This is a genomic window from Rhodoferax sp. PAMC 29310 (genome assembly GCF_017948265.1).
GTDB lineage: Bacteria > Pseudomonadota > Gammaproteobacteria > Burkholderiales > Burkholderiaceae_C > Rhodoferax.
Genome location: NZ_CP072852.1, coordinates 2,868,500 through 2,887,422, shown reverse-complemented (window position 1 = coordinate 2,887,422; position 18,923 = coordinate 2,868,500). Strand labels below are relative to the sequence as shown.

Below are 18,923 nucleotides of genomic sequence, written 5' to 3'. Positions count from 1 at the left end.
AACGGAAATGACGAAGACAGCAAGAGCGCGCTACACGCTCGAATTCAAGCAAGAAGCAGTTCGACTGGTCGAAGGTGGCCAGAGCATTGCAGCCGCGGCACGCACGCTGGGAGTGGTCGACCAGACGTTGTTCAATTGGGTCAAGGCGCAGCGCCAGGGCCAGCTCAAGGGAGCTGACAGCAAGGTATTGGTCAGCGCCGAGCAGATGGAGATCAGCCGGTTGCGGGCCGAGCTGGCGCGTGTGAAGATGGAGCGTGACATTCTGGGAAAAGCGACGGCGTACTTCGCAAAGGGATCGATTTGAAGTACGCCTTCATCCAGCGCCACCGCAGCACATGGCCGATCTCGGTACAGTGCCGCGTACTGGGGGTGAGCATCGCCGGGTACCACGAACACTTTGTGCGACTGGCCAGTCCGGCCCAGCTCCGCCACCTGAGCGATGACGCCTTGCTGGTGCACATCAAGGCCATCCATGCCGAGACGCGAGGCGGCTACGGCTGGCCACGCACCTGGAAGGAGCTGCTTGCCCGTGGCATCCGTGTGGGCAAAGAGCGCGTGCAAAAGCTCATGCAGTTGCACGGCATCCGTGCCAAGGGAAAGCGGCGCTTCAAGGTCACCACCGATAGCAATCACGATCTAGCGATCTCACCCAACCTGCTCAACCGGGAGTTCGATGTGGCAGCACCCGACAAGGTCTGGGTGGGTGACATCACGTACATCGCCACGGACGAAGGCTGGTTGTTTCTGGCCGTGGTGATTGACCTGTTCAGCCGCCAAGTAGTGGGCTGGTCGTTACGAGAGGAAATGACGCGGGACATCGTCATTGATGCGCTGCGCATGGCATGGTTCAAGCGGCATCCGGGCAAGCAGGCTGGCCTGATGTTCCATAGCGACCGCGGCAGTCAGTACGCCAGCAAGGACTTCCGGGAAGTGCTCAAGGAGTACGACATCACCAGTTCAATGAGCCGGCGCGGCAACTGTTGGGACAACGCCTGCAGCGAGACGCTGTTTGGATCATTGAAGGTGGAACGGTTATACGGACAGAAGTTCAAGACTCAGCGGGAGGCAAAGGATGAAACGATTGCTTGGATGCTTTGGTATAACCGGACTCGACTGCATTCGACACTGGCCTACGTCAGCCCGGTGCGGTTCGAGCAAAACTGGCTTGCTAATCAGCCCAAGCAAGCCAACTCATGATCTCGGTTATGGGATACGGATTCCAGGGGCAAGGTCAGCCATCGCTTTCTCCATGTCACCTGAACCGGTACTCATATTGTTTTTGATTTCCCAAAGACCCGGTTTCAAGGTTTGCGCGGAGACGCTCAAGGCCGCCCCCGTCAAGGCCAGGGTCAGCAAGATGTGGTGACGTGTTTGCATGGTGACTCCCCAAAAAGTGGAGGAGTGATTGTCCGCAATGTGGGTGCCCCAGGCAAGACCTGCCGGGCGCTGTCAGTGGGGTGAAAATGCCTCAGCGCAGTGGCAGCCGGGTGGAATTTTTGACTTCCTCCATGACCGCATAGGTTCGGGTTTCGCGCACGCCGGGCAGTTGCCAAAGCACGGTGCCCGCAAACTCGCGGTAAGCGTTCATGTCCGACATCCGGGTCTTCAGCAAGTAGTCAAAACCACCAGCGACCATGTGGCACTCCATGATTTCGGGGCGCACCTGGGCAGCGGCCTTGAAGGCGTCGAACACATTGGGGGTGGTGCGATCCAGCAGCACTTCGACAAACACCATCAAGCCAGCGCCGAGCTTGAGGGGATTCAGTCTCGCCTCGTAGCCCAGGATGTAGCCGTCTTTGGTAAGTCGCTGCACCCGCGCCAGCACGGCTGTTGGCGACAGCGACACGGTTTCCGCCAATTTGAGGTTGGAGATGCGCCCGTCTAGCTGCAAGGCGTCCAGGATCTTCAGATCGATGCGGTCAAGGTCAGAGTAAGCGTCAGTCATGACAGTCGGTAGGTTTCAAGATGGATACTGGTTTCGGTGTTGCTGATGCCCCGGATGAGGCGAATGCGCTCCAGCACCTGCGACAACTCAGACAGGTTAGCTGCCCGCAGCTCGGCCAGCAAATCCCAGCGGCCGTTGGTGTCATGCAAGGTAGCGACGCCGGGTTCACCCAAGAGGCTGGCGATGACGGAGCGGGTCTCGTTGCCCTCAACGGCAATGCTCATCCAAGCGCTTATTTCACTCGGTTGGGCGTCGGGGCGAAGGCGCACGGTGTAGCCAACGATGACGCCCGCGTCCTCCAGTTTGGTGACCCGGTTCGTGACGGTTCCGCGAGACACCCCCAGCTTGTTGGCCAAGGTGGCCACACTGGTGCGGGCGTCTTTGCGCAAGAGGGATAAAAGTTGTTGGTCAGTGGCGTCCATATTGGCGTATTGTCATTTGCAGCTGACTAAATGGCAATTATTTGTGTGAAATGATTCATTTTTGTGGATTTACATTGCCAATGCAACTGGGGACACTGTGGTTTCGTCACTTGGGCCTGGATCTAAAAATAATTCACGAACGGGCCCCGGCAAGCCGTCTATAGAGATTCCATCGAGGAATTCATGGCAGTTTGCTGCCAGGGTGAGGAGACAAGTCTTTTATCGTTATCAGCAACGGCCAGGGCCTCGTCTTGGCCCATCAAAGGAACTTTCCATGAAAAAACTTCTGCTGGCCATCGCCATCGGTTCACTGAGCCTGACCTCCTTTGCCCAAGGCAAAGACCTCAAGGTCGCCATTGACCCCACCTACGAACCCTTTACCTTCAAAACCGCTGACGGCACGCCCACCGGCTTTGATGTGGACATCGCCAACGCCCTGTGCACCGAGCTCAAGCGCAAGTGCGTGTTTGTGGAACAAGTCTGGGACAGCATGATCCCTGGCCTCATGGCGCGCAAGTACGACGTCATCATCAGCTCCATGTCCATCACCGCTGACCGCTTGAAGCAAGTTGACTTCTCCGACAAGTACTACAACACGCCAAGCCGCGTGGTGGTGAAGAAAGACGTGCCCTTCTCTGGCCCCGCTTCCATCAAGGGCAAGAACATTGGCGTGCTCAAAGGCAGCACCCAAGAGAAATACGCCATGGCTGAACTGAAGCCCGCTGGTGTGAACGTAGTCGCCTATGAAGCCCAAGACCAGGTCTACCTGGACATCCGCTCCGGTCGACTGGACGGCACCGTGGCCGACATCCTGGAAGTGGGCGGTGGTTTCCTCAGCAAGCCCGAAGGCAAGGACTACACCCTGGTGGGCCCTGAGTTGTTCATTCCCAAGTACTTTGGCACCGGCGCCGGTGTGGCTCTGCGCAAAGGCCAGGGCACGTTAAAGAACGACATCAGTGCTGCCATCAAGACCATCCGCGGTAACGGCGTCTACAAGACGATCAACGACAAGTACTTCAAGTTCGACGTTTACGGCAGCTAAAGTCCAACACGCCCACCCATGAATGACTACTACCTAGCCATCCTGCAGGGCTCCGTGCTCACGGTGGGCGTCTCGCTTTGCGCCCTGCTGGTGTCCATTGTCTTGGGCCTGGCAGGCGCAGCGGCCAAACTCTCGGGGCGACCGGTGCTGGTCGCCCTGGCCACGGTCTACACCACCGTGATTCGCGGCATCCCTGAGCTGGTGCTGATGCTGCTGGTCTTCTACGGGGGCACCATTGGGCTCAATAACCTGATCGAATACCTGGGCAGCGACAACTACGTCGATGTCGACCCCTTCACCGCTGGTGTGATGACCATCGGCTTTATCTACGGCGCCTTCATGACCGAGACCTTTCGCGGGGCCATACTGGCCATCCCCAAAGGTCAGATGGAGGCCGGCTGGGCCTTTGGCATGGGACGCGTGCAAACCTTTATGCGCATCACTGCCCCCCAGATGGTGCGTTATGCGCTGCCCGGCTTCACCAACAACTGGCTGGTGCTGATCAAGGCCACCGCCCTGATCAGCCTGATTGGCCTGCAAGAGATGACTTACCTGGCCAAGCAGGCCAGCGCGGCGACCCGCTCCCCCTTTGAGTTCTTCCTGTTCACGGCCGCTTTGTTCCTGATCTACACCACCTTGTCCCTGGTGCTGCTGCGCAAACTCAACGCCCGCTTCAGTCTGGGCACCCAACGAGGGCAGCTCTGATGCAATGGGCCATCATTTTTGAGCCCCAGAACCTGGCGCTGTACGGCACCGGCATTCTGACCACCCTGAGCCTGTTGGCCTCGTCCCTGGTCGTGGGGGCCGTCTTGGCCCTCATCTTTGCGCTGATGCTGACCGGACCCATCAAGGCCTTGCAGTGGCTGGTCAGCGGCTACACCTTTGTCATTCGCGGCACGCCGCTGCTGATTCAGGTCTACCTGATCTATTACGGCTTGGGCCAACTGGAGTGGATTCAGGCGCGCTGGGACGATGTCTGGCCCTGGACCCACTTCAAAGAGCCGTTCTTCTGCGCCTTGCTGGCGTTTAGCCTGAACACGGCCGCCTACACGGCAGAGATGCTGGCCGGTGCCATTCGCGAAACCAGTGCCGGCGAGGTCGAGGCCGCCCAGGCCTACGGCATGAGCCGCTTCAAGGTGATGCGCTACATCGTGCTGCCCAGCGCCATGCGCCGCACCCTGCCGGCTTATAGCAATGAAGTCGTGATGATGCTGCATGCCACCAGTCTGGCCAGTGCTGTGCCCTCTCTGATTGATGTCACGGGCGCGGCGAGTCGCATTTACTCGGACTACTACCTGCCGTTTGAGGCCTACCTGGCCGCCGCTGGCATTTACCTGGTGGCCTCTTTCTGCCTGATCGGCTTCTTCAAATTCAGCGAGGGGCGTTTGTTGGCTTATCTGGCGCCGCGCCGAAAGTGAGTCTACGCCCCCCCCCCGTTGAGCTGGCTGTAATGCAACCCAGCTAAGTCCTCTATTGATCCCTCTCCATCCCCACGTCATGACATCCAAGCCCCTCAAACTCCAGGTCGAGAACATTCACAAGCGCTTTGGCGCCAATGAGGTGCTCAAAGGTGTCTCGTTGAAAGCCCACGCGGGTGACGTAATCAGCATCATCGGCAGCTCCGGCTCCGGCAAAAGTACTTTTTTGCGCTGTATCAATCTGCTGGAAAAACCCCATGAGGGGCGCATTGTGGTGGCCGGGGAAGACATCAAGCTCATTGCTGGCAAAAACGGTGATCTGGGCGCGGCCGACCCCAAGCAGCTGCAACGCATGCGCACCAAGCTGGCCATGGTGTTCCAGCACTTCAACCTGTGGGCGCACCTGACGGTGTTGCAAAACATCATTGAGGCCCCGGTGCATGTGCTGGGCATGGAGCGTGAGGCTGCCATTCAAGTGGCGCGCAAGTACCTGGAGAAAGTGGGACTGCAAGGCAAAGAAGACAGCTATCCGGCGCATTTAAGCGGTGGCCAGCAGCAGCGCGTGGCCATTGCCCGGGCGCTGGCCATGGAGCCTGAGGTGATGCTGTTTGACGAGCCCACCAGTGCGCTGGACCCAGAGCTGGTCTCGGAAGTGCTCAAGGTCATGCAAACACTGGCGCAAGAGGGGCGCACCATGGTGGTGGTCACCCATGAGATGGGCTTTGCCCGTGAGGTGGCCAACCACCTGATCTTCTTGCACAAAGGTTTGGTTGAGGAAGAGGGCAACCCGGCCGAGGTTTTGTCAAACCCCAAGAGCGAGCGCTTGGCGCAGTTTTTGTCGGGGAGTTTGAAGTAAGCAGTTAGTCTGAACTGACGCCGGATTGCAAGGCTCGCTTGGCCGAAGCTCTTCGGTACAAGACTGGCAGCAACGGAAGCAGCTGCACGCTCAGCATGCTGAGAAGAATCAGCCCACAACCCGCGACGCCCGCCGCATTCAGCCGCTCATCCATCATCAGGTAGCCAAACAAGGCGGCAAACAGCGTTTCCGCCGACAGAAAAATGGCCGCATCGGTGGCCTGGGCAAATCGCTGCGCCACCACCTGCAAGGTAAAGGCCACCCCGACGGACAGCACGCCGGTGTAAAGCAAAGGCCATATCGCCGCGTTCAGACTTTCGTGAGTGATGGGCTCATATGCCAAGGCCAAGCCACTGGCCACTACGCCGCAGACCAGAAACTGCCCGCCGGCCACCAGAAATGGCGCCGACAGGCGATCCGCCACACGGCCAATCAACAGCACATGCAACGCCCAAGGCAAGGTTGAGGCAATGACCCAGGCGTCTCCGGAGACGAAGGACAGCGACCGCACCCCTGACAATAAATAGGCGTCGCCCAGACAAGCCAGTGCGCCAGGCCAAGCTGACCAATGAGGCCTCTGGCGCAGCAACAGCCAGCTCAGCAGAGGCACCATGGGCACGTACAACGCGGTTAAAAAACCTGCGTTGGTCACTGTGGTGCTGACAATCCCGATCTGTTGCATCGCCGCGCCCAGCAACAACAAACTGCCCAGCCCGGCAATTTTCAAACCGTCAATACCCTTGAGCGGTTTGGCGTTCACTCGCAACTGCCGCCACTCCCACCCCATGACCGGTGCCACCACCAGTGCACCGATCAGAAAACGTACGCCGGTGAAGGTCATCGGACCGATATGGGCCATTCCAATGCTCTGCGCCACAAAGGCGGAGCCCCAGATCAGGGCAACAAGAATCAGAATGAGGTTGGCGTTCAGGCGGGACATAGGGAGTTGGAATGGGGGAGTCGTATTGAGAGTGGACGCACCCACTGCGCGACGGCCTACTTACAACCGATCCCACCACCACGATGCTATTGAATAAGTAGCTAAGAAATCAATGGGATAAGACACGGCCCCAAAAGTATTTCAATAGCTTCAGTGTGAACCGCCAAAGTCGGGCGCCCAAACGTCGGCAAGAAGTAGTTTTTGCAAATTGCCATTTAAAACTGGCTAAATGACAAAAAAATGTCAAAAAGCAAGCACTATTGACGATTTACATTGCCATCGATCTTGGGGACACTGGATGTTCATAACCGAGCACTTCATCATGATCTCTACACCTTCTGTCCAAACCCAGTTTCTCAGCGCCCAAGACGTGGCCGCCATCGTAAACAAGCTGGGTGCCTCCGTGGCCTTGAGCCGCATGGCCGATTACATCCAGGAAGACTACCTGCGCTGGGAAGATTTTGACAAATGTGCCCGTGTGGCCAGTCACTCGACCGAAGGGGTTATTGAGCTCATGCCGATTTCCGATGCCAAGACCTACGCCTTCAAATACGTCAACGGCCACCCCAAAAACCACCGCGTGGGCTTGCCCACCGTGATGGCCTTTGGCGTGCTCGCTGATGTGGATACCGGTATTCCTGAATTGTTGAGCGAGCTTACCCTGACCACCGCCTTGCGCACCGCCGCGATGTCGGCCGTGGCGGCACGGGCATTGGCCCGCCCTGGCAGCAAGCGCATGGCCTTGATCGGCAATGGCGCGCAAAGCGAGTTTCAGGCACTGGCGTTTCACCACTTGCTGGGTATTGAGGAAATCTGCCTCTTTGACACCGACCCTGAGGCGACCGCCAAATTGATGGATAACCTGAGCCACACGGCCTTGCGCCTGACCGCTTGCGTCAGCATTGCCGAGGCCGTGCGCGGCGCAGACATCGTGACCACGGTCACGGCGGACAAAACCAATGCGACCATTCTCACGCCGGATCTGATTGAGCCCGGTATGCACATTAACGGGGTAGGCGGTGATTGCCCTGGCAAGACGGAGCTTCACCCCGGCGTGTTGCTGGGCGCCTCGGTGTTCGTGGAGTACGAACCCCAAACCCGTATTGAAGGTGACCTGCAGCATCTGCCTGCTGACTTTGCTGTGACAGAGTTGTGGCAAGTGCTGAGTGGCCAGGTGGCCGGTCGGGCTGACGAGCAGCAAGTTACTGTGTTTGACTCAGTGGGGTTTGCGCTGGAGGACTATTCCGCCCTGCGCTTTATGCGCGACACCGCGCTGGCCTTGGGTGTGGGACAGGCGGTATCCTTGATCCCCGAACTGGTCAACCCCAAAGATTTGTTCAGCCTGATTCGTCCGGCTACAGCGGCCGCCCCACTCTCCAATACCGCCGCATCAGCGGCCATGGCATGACTACAAAAGCTTCGACTTCTCTCGTACCCGGTGGCGTCAGCCTGATTGGCGTGCCGACCGACATTGGCGCTGGCACCCTGGGTGCCCGCATGGGCCCCGCCGCCTTGCGCGTAGCAGGCATCTCTCAAGCCATCGCCCAGTTTGGGGTGGATGTCAAAGATTGCGGCAATATCGATGGCCCCATGAACCCGTGGCTAGACGCGGTGGATGGCTTTCGCCACTTGCCCGAGGTGGTGCAGTGGAACCAATTGCTGCACGACGCCATGTACGCAGAGCTGAAAGACGGCCGTTTGCCCATCATGATGGGCGGTGACCACTGTCTGGGCATTGGCTCCATCAGCGCGGTGGCCAAGCATTGCCGCGAAACGGGCAAGAAGCTGCGTGTGCTCTGGTTTGACGCCCATGCCGACTTCAACACCGCCACGCTGACGCCAAGCGGCAACATTCACGGCATGCCGGTGGCGTGCTTGTGTGGGCATGGTCCCCAGGCCTTGATCGAGATTGGGGGTCATATTCCTGCGCTCAACGCCAAGGACATTCGCCAGATTGGCATTCGCAGTGTGGACGAGGGCGAGAAGCGCTTGGTGCACGACGCGGGCATCGAGGTGTTTGACATGCGCTACATCGACGAGATGGGCATGCGCCACGCCATGGAACTGGCGCTGGTCCTGGTGGACTCGAACACCCATTTGCACGTCAGTCTGGATGTTGACTTTTTGGACCCCTCGGATGCTCCTGGTGTGGGCACCACGGTACGTGGCGGCCCCACTTACCGTGAGGCGCAGTTGTGCATGGAAATGATTGCCGACACCGGACGCCTGGCGTCATTGGACTTGGTGGAGCTCAACCCCGCGCTGGATGTGCGCAACCAGACCGCCGAACTCGCGGTAGACCTGATCGAGAGCCTGTTTGGCAAAAGCACGCTGATGCGCACCAGTAACGGCCGCTAAGCCGCGGCGGAAGAGCGCATCTAGGCAAGGCGACCAGACAGGTCGCCTTTTTTTGACATTCGCCGGTGCCAGCGGTATCGCAGGATTTTGATGAGTTTTCAGGCCTCTGCGATGGCATTCGGATCTTCCACCAGTCGAATGTCGCTGACATTCCATGGTTATCAACGGTGATCGATTCTGGTGGCAGATTGTTCCCATTGAGTTTTTGACTCTAAAGTTGCTGAATATTGGACAAAAATTAATCCGATTGCGTCGAGAAATGGCGACTTCACTCCTCATTCATGGGGTTCTCATGCGCTTGTCCAATCCGTAGCGTCGCGAGCATCGAGTTGTGTCCCGCCACCTTGGTGGCCTCGCCCGCGCATTGAATTGGCCTACCGCGTCTAAGCTCCCGTGGGTGCACACAAAGGCCTGCTGGCTTACCTGGTGCGCCGCTTGTTGGAAAACGGTGCTAACTCCTCCTTTGTGCACCAACTCGCTGACGAGTCGGTGGGCATGCAAGAGTTGCTGATGGCGCCACTGCGGTTGACCTCAGAGAGTGCATTGCCCCTGCCCATCGACCTGTTCGGCACCGATCGTCAAAACCATACGTGAGTCTCTGTTGGCGGCCTATAACGGTCAAGGTGCCAGTGGTGCCTGGGTTTGATGTCAAATCGACCGCTAGCGCTCTAGCTACCAGAGTAAGCAGCTATAAAAAATGAAGCAAAGTGGCCGTCACAGAACGGGTTGCTGTATTGTGCCGCGCTGTCAACGAGATGGAAAAACAGACGCTCTTCTTCTGCGCCTTGCTGGTCAAAGAAGCGGTCACGACCAAGGGAGATGCGATCAGCGAGGTGCGTGAGGCAGTTGATTTCTTGCGTTATTACGCCAGTGAAGCGACGCGCACCAGGAGTCCGGTTGCCATGCCCGGCCCGACGGGTGAGACCAATGAGCTGCGTCTGATTGCTCGCGGCCCCGGGGATGTATCAGTCCGTAGAATTTTCCGCTGGCCATGGGCAATACTGTGTTGGCCAGGCCTGCCGAGGAGACCTAGGGCGTGGCGCTGGAAGCCATCAAACTGATGCACGCAGCCGGTGTGCCGGAAGGTGCGTTGCAGCTCTTGCATAGCCCGGGCGAGACCATGGGCGCTGCCTTGGTGGCCGCACCCGGCGTGGTGTTCACAGGTTCCACGCAGGTGGCCAAAATTATCAACCGGACCCTGGCTGCCAAACGAGCCGGCGACGTGGACAGCGCCATCGCCAACCTGATTACGTCGCAGGCGTTTGAAGTGAACTCGATTGCCGACATGCAACAGGAGATTTTTGGCCCCGTGCTGCACATCGTGCGCTGGAAGGGCGATCCACAAGCTGTCATCGACCAAATCAATGACCTGGGTTACGGCCTCACGATTGGCATCCAGACTCGCATCGACAGTCGCGCCCAAGCCTTAGCCAAAGCGGCGCATGTGGGCAACGCCTATCAACCGCAACCAGATTGGCGCTGTGGTCGGTGTGCAGCCCTTTGGCGGCGAAGGCCTCTCTGGCACCGGCCCCAAGGCCGGCGGCCCGCACTACCTGTACCGCTTCTGCGCCGAGCAAACCATTACAGTGAACACCACGGCGGCGGGTGGCAACGCGGACTTGTTGGCGGTTAAAACATTGCGAGCGTCGGTGCGTGGGCTTGCGACGATGCGTGGATCGCGGTGATGTGGGACTGGCTTCTGGTAAAACAGCGGCCAACAGGAGTCCCCCTATGACCGAATTGACCAAAACCGTTTTGTTCACTGACACCGATGGTGTCGCCCGCTTTCGCGAAGAGCGTGTGGCCTTGAGCGAAGGCAAGCCTGCCGCGCAACTCTCGCCGGTGATGCCATCAACCGGCTATCAGTTGCGCCAAAGCCCGGTGGGTTTCCGTAGTGAATTTCATTGCACTGGGGCACCACAGTGGCTGTTTGTGCTGGAAGGGCAGATGGACATCGGCCTGCGGGATGGCAGCTGGCGCAGTTTTGGGCCGGGTTCGCATTTTTACTCGGCAGATACGCTGCCCGACGGCGCGACGTTTGACGCCAGTCTGCACGGCCATTGCAGCCGCCAAGTGGGCGATGTGCCGCTGGTGACGCTGTTCGTTCGCGGCTAAGGCAGGCTCAAGCTGCGGTCACGGCCCTCAAACAGGTGGTCGTTGAACACCTCCACCCGGCGTACATCACCGAGCGCGTTGCGGCTGGTTTGAACAAACTCTTCGCTAACCAGAATTTGATCCAGCACCACTGGGTAGCCTTGGTGAATGTGGGAGTAAGCCACGTCGCGGCGCAGGGCGGCTTCGCCTTGCACATCCCAGGCGCTGTACAGCGCGGTGTCGCGGGCGCTTCGGTCATAGGCCACTTGTGAAGTCGCGGCAATCAATTGCGTTGTCACACTGTGCGGGCTGTCGTTGAGGTCGCCCCATGAGCACCAGCGGCGCGCGCGTGCGATGCAGCAGTTCAACCACCTTCAGTCGCAGAGCCAAGGCTTCGCCCGCCCGCCCGCATGAGCAGGGCGCGCAGTGAGGCCACGGCCTGCACCTTTGGGTCGTCGGTGTCTTCGGCCAGTTTGCCGTCGGCACCTTGCAAAAACTTGGGGCGTTTGGATTTCAGGTGGGCGGTGATGGCATGAAGTTCTTGGCCATGTTTCATTTGCAACGTCACCAGCAGAGGCGGGCGCTCAAACTGGGTGTGAGGCCCCATGCCAGGCACGTCCACCACGGCGGAGTGGGAAAAGTCGGTCAATGATTCAACGCCCAGCACTTTCAGGCGGGTCGCCAATCCGACGCGAGGTGTTCCTTGGGCGCCTGGTTGATTGGGACCATTTTCCGCACCCGGCGCGGCCACAAAGTCATAGCGCAAGCCGCTTTTGGCCACGGCAGTGCGCAGGGCGTTTTCGTCCCACACCTCTTGCACAGCGAGCACATCGGCGTTCAGGGTTCTGAACCGCTGACCCAACCAGCGCAGCTTGGCGTCAAATTCCCGTTGGCTATAGGGCTTTTGACCGTTATAGAAGTGGCGACCCGGCTGCGCCAGGTTCAGCACGTTACAGGTGGCCACCATCAGCATGGCGTAGCGATTGGGTTCAGCAACTTTGCTCATGGGGTCACTTTAACCACAAGAAAATGACAAGGCCTTGACTTCCCTACCCCCGTTTCGGTGGCGCGCCGGGCACAAAGGTGGGCAAGTCGAGCGTCACGCAAGTGCCCCCCTGGGGCGACGGGCCAACGTTGACCTGGCCGCCGTGCATTTCCACGATGCGTTTGACGATGGCCAGTCCCAATCCCTTGCCACCCTCGCCGGTGGCGGGTGCAGTGCTTTGGCGGCTCTGGTAGAAGCGGTCAAACAGATGGGGCAAATCAGCAGGCGCAATGCCGGGGCCGGTATCGACGACCTTCACTTGCACCCTGTGCCCCATGGGTTGCACTTCCAGGCAAATTCCATCGCCCGCACGACAGAACTTCAAGGCGTTGTCCACCAGATTGGCCAACGCCCGTTCAAAGAGCTCCACGTCCACGGCGGCAAAAGTGATTCCGTCCGAGTGCGTCCAGGTCGCGGGTGAGAGCGCCGGATTGGCCTCCAACTTGACGTTTTGGCGGTTGGCCCGCTCGGCAAATCGCAACACCACGTCGTCAAGTAATTCGGACAGGTCCATCACCTCGGTGCGCAGCTTGAATTCGGGTTCATCGAGTTGCGCCAGGTCACCCAGTGACTGCACCATGCGCGCCGCGTTGCGGGTGTTTCTCAGGGCAACTTCGACCAACTGGCGATCGTCACTGCGTTGTTCATTGCCAGTCCACCGTGTTTCCAATGTTTCAAGGCATGCGGCAGTGGCAGTCAAAGGCGAGCGCAGATCGTGTGACAGGTTGCTCACACCTTCGCGGCGAAAGTGGTCCAGACGGCGCAGCATGCTCCACTGGGTGTGCACGGTGTGCAGCATGGCCTGGATGCCGCCGGTGAGTTGCCCAATCTCGTCGCGGGCAACCGCGGAGCCGCCGTTCAGGTTGGGCGTTCCGCTCGCACTGGTGGTGTTGGCCCAGTCCTCCAGCCCATTGCGGGTGACCTCGGCCACCGAGTCGGTCAGCTTCTTCAATGGTCGTGTGACGGCCGCTGTCACCCACGCCGCCAGCAGCGTGCTTAATGCCACCACAGCCAGAATCAACACCAACGTTGGGCGAGACAAACTCCCTTGCAGCGCTGCCAGATTGCCCTGCTGCAAGCCCTTTTTTCGGCAAACCACATAGAGGTAACCGTTGGAACCTGGCTCTTGGCGAATCAGCGAGCGATGCACTACTCTGGCCGCAATCACCGTCGGGCCGCCCATGTTTTCCGGGTCGTCGCCCAGCACATAAGGCATGGGCGTGGGGTTGGCGGCTTCCATGACCGGACCCATGGCCACCTTGAACCCCACTGGCAAAGCCACTTCGCTGGACGAGGCCACCACCGTACCGCTGGCGTCCAGCAAATAAATTTGGGTGTCGGGCTCAAACAGCACCAGATTGGCAAGGAAGCCATTGAAGTCGCTCTGGAACCGCTCCTGCATGGCGAAAATGTCGGTGTGCTTCTGCAGCACACGATCCAAAAAAGCACTGGCACGGTAGTAGGTGGTCTCGTGCTCAAAACGCTCAAAGGCGTAGAACACAGTCGTGATCACGCCGATGGAGGTCAACACCCCCGTGAGGAAAATAGTGAGCGCAATCTTGAAGCGAACGGTCATGGGCGGCTTACAGCGGCGCGTCGCGCATTTTGTAGCCGGCGCCGCGCACCGTCAAAATCATTTCCGGACGCAATGGGTCAGTCTCCAGTTTGGCTCGCAAGCGGTTAATGTGGGTGGTCACGGTGTGCTCGTAGCCGTCGTGGCTGTACCCCCAGACGGAGCTTAGTAACTGACTGCGAGAGAAAACCTGACCCGGGTGCTGCATGAAATGCAGCAGCAAATCAAACTCCAGCGCGGTGAAATCCAGATCTTTGTCATTCATCTGGGCTTGGCGTCTCGAAGGCAGCAGCGACAGTGCGCCATTGCGCAGCGGCGCTGCCCCGGTTTGGGCGACCTGCGCCGCTTTCAGCAACTCGGACCGCCGAAGCAGCGCTTTGACGCGTGCCAGCAGTTCAGCCAGTGAAAACGGCTTGGTCAGGTAGTCGTCTGCCCCCAACTCCAATCCCAAAACCCGGTCCAACTCCGTGGATTTGGCTGTCAACATCAGGATAGGTGTGTTGCATTCCCGCGCCCGCAGGGTCTTGCACACCTCCAGGCCATCCAGGCCGGGCATCATCAGATCGAGGATGAGCAAATCGTTGCTTTGGGCGGTTTCGCTGGCCAGCGCGGCCAGTCCGTCGACCACGTCTGTGACTTCGTAGCCCGCGCTGCGCAGGTTCAGCACCAGCAGGTTGCGGATGTCGGCCTGGTCTTCCGCGATAAGGATTCTTTTCATTTCCATCGTCCTAAGTCACATGGCGGGAGATTTTCTTACCTGAATGTTAGGTGATTGTGATGTTTGGACAGGCTCTCGTGATCTTGGGTGATCACAGTCAACCCATCGACCACCAACCTGACTCACACCATGATTGCAGCACAACCCGCCCACGCACCCTCCACCTTGTTTGGAGTGCCCCAGTTTGATGGCTCCCAGCCATTGGCGCTGCACTGGGACGACTTGCTGGAGCATCGGGAGTATTTGATCCGCTTTGCCAAACGCAAGTTGCAGGACCCGGCACTCGCCGAAGACCTGGTGCACGACGTCTTTGAAGCCGTGGTCACCGGGCGCGCCACCTTTGCCGGTCGCTCCGCCCTGCGCAGCTGGTTGACGGCGGTGCTGAAAAACAAGATTGTTGACGTCATCCGCCAGCGGGTTCGGTACGACAGCCTGGACAGCGGCGGCGTTGACGACGAAATCACGGAGGTGAGCAGCGATTGGGCGGGACCCGACGCGCTGGCTGAGCAGCGACAACTGCTGCAGCACACCTTGCAGCGCATCGACATGCTGCCACAAGGGCTGCGCGATGTGATGCAGTTTCGGGTGCTTCTGGACGAGTCCTCCGAGGAAGTGTGTGAGCGGCTGAACATCTCCGAGTCGAGCCTTTTTGTGCGCCTGCACCGGGCTCGCAAGCAGTTGCTTTGCTAGATCGATGTCGTTTGTAAGAAAACGGGCCGGCGGGGGACTAACCGTTATGCCAACGCGTTCCGCTGGGGCGCCATCAAATAGGGCCAATATGTGGAGGAGCGCCATCATGTTCAGACGATTGAAAGCCATTGCCTTGGCGGGGCTGGTCTCGCTGGGCCTGCTCAGTCAGGTGGCCGAGGCCAAAGAGGCACCGGTTTACACCTCATTTTTCAGTAGCGTCGCCGTCAGCGGTTATGACACAGTGGCCTACTTCACTGACAAGAAAGCGGTACTGGGTGATGCCAAGTACAAGGCCAACTATCAAGGGGCGGAGTGGCGGTTTTCCACCGCAGCGCATCGGGACGCTTTTGTGGCCGATCCTGAGCGCTATGCGCCGCAGTACGGCGGCTATTGCGCTTGGGCCGTGGCCCAGGGCTCCACGGCCTCGGCAGATCCTTTGCTCTGGCGCGTGGTGAACGACAAGCTCTACCTGAACTATGACGCCGATGTGCAGACCAAGTGGGAGGCGAATATGCCCGCGTTTATTCAACAGGCCAATAAAAATTGGCCAGCGGTGCTCGGGCAGTAGCAGGTGGTCATGACGTATTGCGCCACTTCATCCTCGCAAGCGACGCTTCTGTTCGTGTGCCTTCGGTCACGCGCGGTTGGGTGTCTGGCCTCGACCGACTTCGCTGCGTTGACACCGACATGAGCATCGCGCAAACCTTCAGCGCGTTGGCGGTCGTGGCGACCACGCTGGGCTGTAGCCCACCCAGACCTCGTCTGCCGGCTGAAGGCACGGATGCCTTGCGGCATTCGGTGCGCGTCGGCGCACCACTGAATGCGGCAGTGAGCTACTTGATGGCGGGCGCGGGCCAGCGCATGATTTTCATTCACGGCACACCCGGCTCGGCGCAGGGCTGGGTGGACTACCTGAGCGAACCACTGGCGGAGTCGCAATCGATGGCGCTTGACCGACCCGGTTTTGGCGCCAGTGGCCCCTCTCAATCCGTTGCCAGTCTGGCATCGCAAGCTGCGGCGGTTGTTGCACTCTTGCCGGCCGATGGCGGCAAGGCGGTGCTGGTCGGACACTCCTTGGGGGGCGCGGTGGCCGCCTGGGTGGCGGCGGAACACCCGGACCGGGTCTTCGCTTTGGTACTGATTTCGGCGTCATTGGACCCCGCACAAGAAAAAACTCACCCCTTGCAGCACTTAGGAGAGGTGTGGCCCGTGAGCGCGTTGCTGCCGCGTGCCATGCGCAACGCCAATCAGGAGTTGCTGGCGTTCAAAGAGGAGCTGGAGATGCTGGCGCCGAAGTTGGCACACATTTCGGCCCCAACCGTGATTGTTCACGGAACCGACGATGCCTTGGTCCCTCTTGCCAACGTTGCCTACATGCAGGACAAGCTGACCGGGAGCGCGCAAGTCAAAACGATGGTGCTGCAGGGCCAAAACCACTTTCTTCCCTGGAATTCGGAGTCCAGCGTGCGAGAAGCCTTGTCTTGGGCCTTGCATTCAGGTGCTTGACATGTTGCCCGCTTTTCTTTCCCCTATCGCCACCTGGACCTCCGCCGCGTTGAGCGGCATGGCCGAGCCGTGGATCATTGTTGCTGCTTTGGCCCTGACGACCTTGCTGCTGGAAGACGTGGCCATTGCCGCTGGCGTGGCGGTTGCCACACAGGGCGCGTTGTCGTGGGAGTGGGCATTTGCGGCGGTGGCGGGGGGCATTGCGCTGGGTGATTTAGGCCTCTATGGTTTGGGTGTGGGCGCTAACCGGATTCCGTTGTTGCGTCGCAAATACATCGATGGGCGGGAATCCAAGGCGCGGGACCTGCTTGCGTCGCGCCTACCCAGCGCGGTCCTGATTGCCCGAGTGGTTCCCGGCCTTCGCTTGATTACTTACACCGCTTGCGGATTTTGGCGGGCGCCATTGTGGCCCTTCACGGGCTGGGTCTTTCTGGCTGTGGCTTTGTGGACTGCAGGACTTTTTTGGTTGAGCTCAGAGCTGGGCGATGTGATTGCCGATGCCCTCGCCATTCCTGCGCCGCTCGCTGTGGCCCTTCCCGTCATTGCGCTGGCGCTGGCCTTTCCGCTATGGCGTTGGCTGAGGCACAGTGCGTCACGGGATTAAGAATTTATGGAAACCTTCACTGCCCCCATGCCACCCCTCGAGCCGAAGCCGCATCAAGGCATGCCGCCTTTGGATCAGAGCGGCTCACCCTTGAGCTTCTTTGAGTTCTGGCCCATGTGGGCGTTTTACCCGCCGGTATTTGTCTATGTTTTGTGGCTGATGGTTCGCTACCGCGGCGTTTTGCTGCCCACGGTAGCGAATCCTTCCTTTCCCGGCGGGGGCTTCTTTGGTGAATCCAAGGCCGAGATTCTGGATCTGGCGGTCACCCATGCGCCCGATTGGGTGGCGCCCTTTGTGACGATCGACCGGCCGGATTTTGGCGGGAACGACCAAGCACTGGCGTCCTTGACACAAGCGGCACTGGCTAAATTGATGCAGGCGGGCCTCTCCTTGCCGGTCGTGGCGAAACCCGATCTGGGTTGCCGGGGCGCTGGCGTGAGACTGGTTCGAACGGAGGCGGCCTTGCGAGACTATTTGTCCGCGTTCCCTGCCGGGGCGCGCCTGCTCTTGCAGCGCTATGTGGCGTTTGAAGGCGAGGCCGGCGTGTTCTATTGCCGTCACCCGTACGAGCGGACGGGACAAGTCCCGTCAATCACCCTTAAATATTTCCCCTATGTGCATGGCGATGGCGTTCGCACCCTGCGCGAATTGATTCTGGCTGATCCGCGCGCGGGCAGATTGGCGCACCTCTACCTGCCTCGCCACGCGGCGCGCCTTGATACGGTGCCTGCCAAGGACGAGCCTGTTCGTCTGGCCTTTGCTGGCAGCCACAGTCGGGGCGCTATTTTCCGCAATGGAACCGATTTGGTGACCCCCGCCATGGCGGCCCGCTTTGACATGATTGCCAAAAGCATTCCCGAGTTTTATTTTGGACGTTTTGACATTCGGTTTGAAGACTTTGCCAGGGTCCAGCAAGGTGAGGGTTTCACCATTGTGGAAGCCAACGGCGCAGGCGCCGAAAGCACCCATATCTGGGATCGAAAAACGAACCTGCTTACTGCGTGGGCAGATTTGATGAAGCAATACCGTTTGCTATTTCAAATCGGGCGCGCCAATTTGGACCGGGGCTTCAAGCCTTTGTCCATCGCCGAATTTCGGCAATGGCACCGGCGCGAAAAAACACTGACGCCTCTTTACCCCTCGACGGATTGATCTGATATGCCCACCCCCTCCCACTCCCCCCGCCCCATTGATGCACTCTGGCAGTACAACATGGCCCTGTTGGCCCAAACCATGGCGATGGTTGATGCCCTGCAGGCAGACGCTGCACCCACGTTTCAATACGCACAAGCGGTGGGGCCGCATGTGCGCCACATCCTTGAGCACTACCAAGCCTTGATTGCGTATCTGGACTCCCCTGCGCGGTCATCAGTGGATTACGACGCACGGGGCCGTGACATGCTGGTGCAGAGCCAACCGGAGTCGACCCGGGCCAAAGTGCGGTGGGTGCGGGAGCAACTGGGGGCATTGGCGGCGCGGCCTGACCTGGTGCTCAGTACACCGCTTTCAACGCGCTTGAAAACGGGTGAGGGGGGTGACACGGAGTTGACGGTTCCCAGCACTTTGGGGCGAGAATTGCTCTTTTTGTCGTCTCATACCGTGCACCATTTCGCACTACTGGGGCACTACTGCAAGGCCGCCGGTGTCGAGATGGGCGCCGATTTTGGCAAAGCCCCGGCGACTGTGGCGTTTGAACGCCTCGCGGCCTGACT

The 18,923-nt window shown here is 59.4% G+C and carries 23 protein-coding genes and 1 pseudogene; 17 read left to right on the top strand and 7 right to left on the bottom strand.

From position 1 onward, the window contains the following. Positions 1-7: 7 nt before the first annotated feature. A protein-coding gene (locus tag J8G15_RS13350) for an IS3 family transposase (RefSeq protein WP_210542005.1) occupies positions 8-1,197 on the top strand; the annotation gives its coding sequence in 2 pieces (ribosomal slippage) (positions 8-266 and positions 266-1,197; 1,191 coding nt in all). A 6-nt stretch (positions 1,198-1,203) separates the two neighbouring features. Here the strand turns inward: J8G15_RS13350 and J8G15_RS13345 are convergent. The 3 genes from J8G15_RS13345 to J8G15_RS13335 all read right to left on the bottom strand — a co-directional run bounded on the left by J8G15_RS13345 (position 1,204) and on the right by J8G15_RS13335 (position 2,367). Beyond that, entirely contained in the window at positions 1,204-1,377 is a 174-nt protein-coding gene (locus tag J8G15_RS13345) for a hypothetical protein (protein ID WP_210542603.1), read from the bottom strand. Positions 1,378-1,468: 91 nt separating this feature from the next. Then, on the bottom strand, positions 1,469-1,945 hold the full coding sequence (locus J8G15_RS13340) for an Lrp/AsnC ligand binding domain-containing protein (protein ID WP_210542601.1): 477 nt from the start codon (positions 1,943-1,945) through the stop codon (positions 1,469-1,471). Continuing rightward, positions 1,942-2,367 (bottom strand): Lrp/AsnC family transcriptional regulator, encoded by a 426-nt coding sequence (locus J8G15_RS13335; RefSeq protein WP_210542599.1) that lies wholly within the window; start codon positions 2,365-2,367, stop codon positions 1,942-1,944. The genes J8G15_RS13340 and J8G15_RS13335 overlap by 4 nt, the downstream gene beginning before the upstream one ends. Positions 2,368-2,641: 274 nt before the next feature. Between J8G15_RS13335 and J8G15_RS13330 the strand changes: the two genes are divergently transcribed. The 4 genes from J8G15_RS13330 to J8G15_RS13315 all read left to right on the top strand — a co-directional run bounded on the left by J8G15_RS13330 (position 2,642) and on the right by J8G15_RS13315 (position 5,683). Next, positions 2,642-3,409 carry a transporter substrate-binding domain-containing protein gene (locus J8G15_RS13330; protein ID WP_210542597.1) on the top strand — a complete coding sequence of 256 codons (768 nt, stop codon included), beginning with the start codon at positions 2,642-2,644 and terminating at the stop codon, positions 3,407-3,409. Between the two features lie 18 nt (positions 3,410-3,427). Next, positions 3,428-4,114 (top strand): ABC transporter permease, encoded by a 687-nt coding sequence (locus J8G15_RS13325; protein ID WP_210542594.1) that lies wholly within the window; start codon positions 3,428-3,430, stop codon positions 4,112-4,114. Then, positions 4,114-4,827, top strand: coding sequence for an ABC transporter permease (locus tag J8G15_RS13320; protein ID WP_210542592.1), 714 nt, complete (start codon positions 4,114-4,116; stop codon positions 4,825-4,827). The genes J8G15_RS13325 and J8G15_RS13320 overlap by 1 nt, the downstream gene beginning before the upstream one ends. 79 nt (positions 4,828-4,906) lie before the next feature. Continuing rightward, positions 4,907-5,683 (top strand): ABC transporter ATP-binding protein, encoded by a 777-nt coding sequence (locus J8G15_RS13315; protein ID WP_210542590.1) that lies wholly within the window; start codon positions 4,907-4,909, stop codon positions 5,681-5,683. Positions 5,684-5,687: 4 nt separating this feature from the next. Here the strand turns inward: J8G15_RS13315 and J8G15_RS13310 are convergent, their stop codons facing one another. After that, entirely contained in the window at positions 5,688-6,623 is a 936-nt protein-coding gene (locus J8G15_RS13310) for a DMT family transporter (RefSeq protein ID WP_210542588.1), read from the bottom strand. 322 nt (positions 6,624-6,945) lie between these two features. Between J8G15_RS13310 and J8G15_RS13305 the strand changes: the two genes are divergently transcribed. The 6 genes from J8G15_RS13305 (at position 6,946) to J8G15_RS13290 (ending at position 11,096) form a co-directional block, all read left to right on the top strand. Beyond that, a complete protein-coding gene (locus tag J8G15_RS13305; protein ID WP_210542586.1) occupies positions 6,946-8,031 on the top strand; it encodes an ornithine cyclodeaminase in 1,086 nt (361 codons plus the stop codon). Continuing rightward, positions 8,028-8,981, top strand: a complete 954-nt coding sequence (gene rocF, locus J8G15_RS13300; protein ID WP_210542584.1) for an arginase — start codon at positions 8,028-8,030, stop codon at positions 8,979-8,981. The genes J8G15_RS13305 and rocF overlap by 4 nt, the downstream gene beginning before the upstream one ends. Positions 8,982-9,374: 393 nt before the next feature. Beyond that, the gene (locus tag J8G15_RS21595) at positions 9,375-9,575 is read left to right on the top strand and encodes a proline dehydrogenase family protein (protein ID WP_240538275.1); all 201 of its coding nucleotides are present in this window, start codon (positions 9,375-9,377) and stop codon (positions 9,573-9,575) included. A gap of 161 nt (positions 9,576-9,736) precedes the next feature. Continuing rightward, positions 9,737-10,042 (top strand): hypothetical protein, encoded by a 306-nt coding sequence (locus J8G15_RS21590; RefSeq protein WP_255555767.1) that lies wholly within the window; start codon positions 9,737-9,739, stop codon positions 10,040-10,042. Beyond that, positions 10,018-10,614 (top strand): aldehyde dehydrogenase family protein, encoded by a 597-nt coding sequence (locus tag J8G15_RS21885; protein WP_255555719.1) that lies wholly within the window; start codon positions 10,018-10,020, stop codon positions 10,612-10,614. Before J8G15_RS21590 ends, J8G15_RS21885 begins: the two co-directional genes overlap by 25 nt. 98 nt (positions 10,615-10,712) lie before the next feature. Continuing rightward, entirely contained in the window at positions 10,713-11,096 is a 384-nt protein-coding gene (locus J8G15_RS13290; protein WP_210542582.1) for a hypothetical protein, read from the top strand. Here the strand turns inward: J8G15_RS13290 and J8G15_RS13285 are convergent. From J8G15_RS13285 to J8G15_RS13275, 3 genes and pseudogenes are all read right to left on the bottom strand, one after another. Continuing rightward, positions 11,093-12,081: pseudogene (locus J8G15_RS13285) on the bottom strand (endonuclease/exonuclease/phosphatase family protein). The gene J8G15_RS13290 and the pseudogene J8G15_RS13285 sit on opposite strands and share 4 nt — an antisense overlap. A 43-nt stretch (positions 12,082-12,124) precedes the next feature. After that, positions 12,125-13,696, bottom strand: coding sequence for a HAMP domain-containing sensor histidine kinase (locus J8G15_RS13280; protein WP_210542579.1), 1,572 nt, complete (start codon positions 13,694-13,696; stop codon positions 12,125-12,127). Positions 13,697-13,703: 7 nt separating this feature from the next. Further along, positions 13,704-14,411, bottom strand: a complete 708-nt coding sequence (locus J8G15_RS13275) for a response regulator transcription factor (RefSeq protein WP_370627424.1) — start codon at positions 14,409-14,411, stop codon at positions 13,704-13,706. A gap of 129 nt (positions 14,412-14,540) precedes the next feature. Here J8G15_RS13275 and J8G15_RS13270 point away from each other — a divergent pair, with 129 nt between their 5' ends. From J8G15_RS13270 to J8G15_RS13245, 6 genes are all read left to right on the top strand, one after another. Continuing rightward, a complete protein-coding gene (locus J8G15_RS13270) occupies positions 14,541-15,101 on the top strand; it encodes a sigma-70 family RNA polymerase sigma factor (protein ID WP_210542574.1) in 561 nt (186 codons plus the stop codon). Positions 15,102-15,207: 106 nt separating this feature from the next. Next, positions 15,208-15,669 (top strand): YHS domain-containing (seleno)protein, encoded by a 462-nt coding sequence (locus J8G15_RS13265; RefSeq protein ID WP_210542573.1) that lies wholly within the window; start codon positions 15,208-15,210, stop codon positions 15,667-15,669. 119 nt (positions 15,670-15,788) lie between these two features. Then, positions 15,789-16,607 (top strand): alpha/beta fold hydrolase, encoded by an 819-nt coding sequence (locus J8G15_RS13260; protein WP_210542571.1) that lies wholly within the window; start codon positions 15,789-15,791, stop codon positions 16,605-16,607. Between the two features lies 1 nt (position 16,608). Next, the gene (locus J8G15_RS13255) at positions 16,609-17,211 is read left to right on the top strand and encodes a DedA family protein (RefSeq protein WP_210542569.1); all 603 of its coding nucleotides are present in this window, start codon (positions 16,609-16,611) and stop codon (positions 17,209-17,211) included. A gap of 6 nt (positions 17,212-17,217) precedes the next feature. Next, positions 17,218-18,363, top strand: a complete 1,146-nt coding sequence (locus tag J8G15_RS13250) for a hypothetical protein (protein WP_210542567.1) — start codon at positions 17,218-17,220, stop codon at positions 18,361-18,363. A 6-nt stretch (positions 18,364-18,369) separates the two neighbouring features. Beyond that, positions 18,370-18,921: a hypothetical protein gene (locus tag J8G15_RS13245; RefSeq protein WP_210542565.1), complete on the top strand. Its 552-nt coding sequence runs from the start codon at positions 18,370-18,372 to the stop codon at positions 18,919-18,921. Positions 18,922-18,923: the final 2 nt, after the last annotated feature.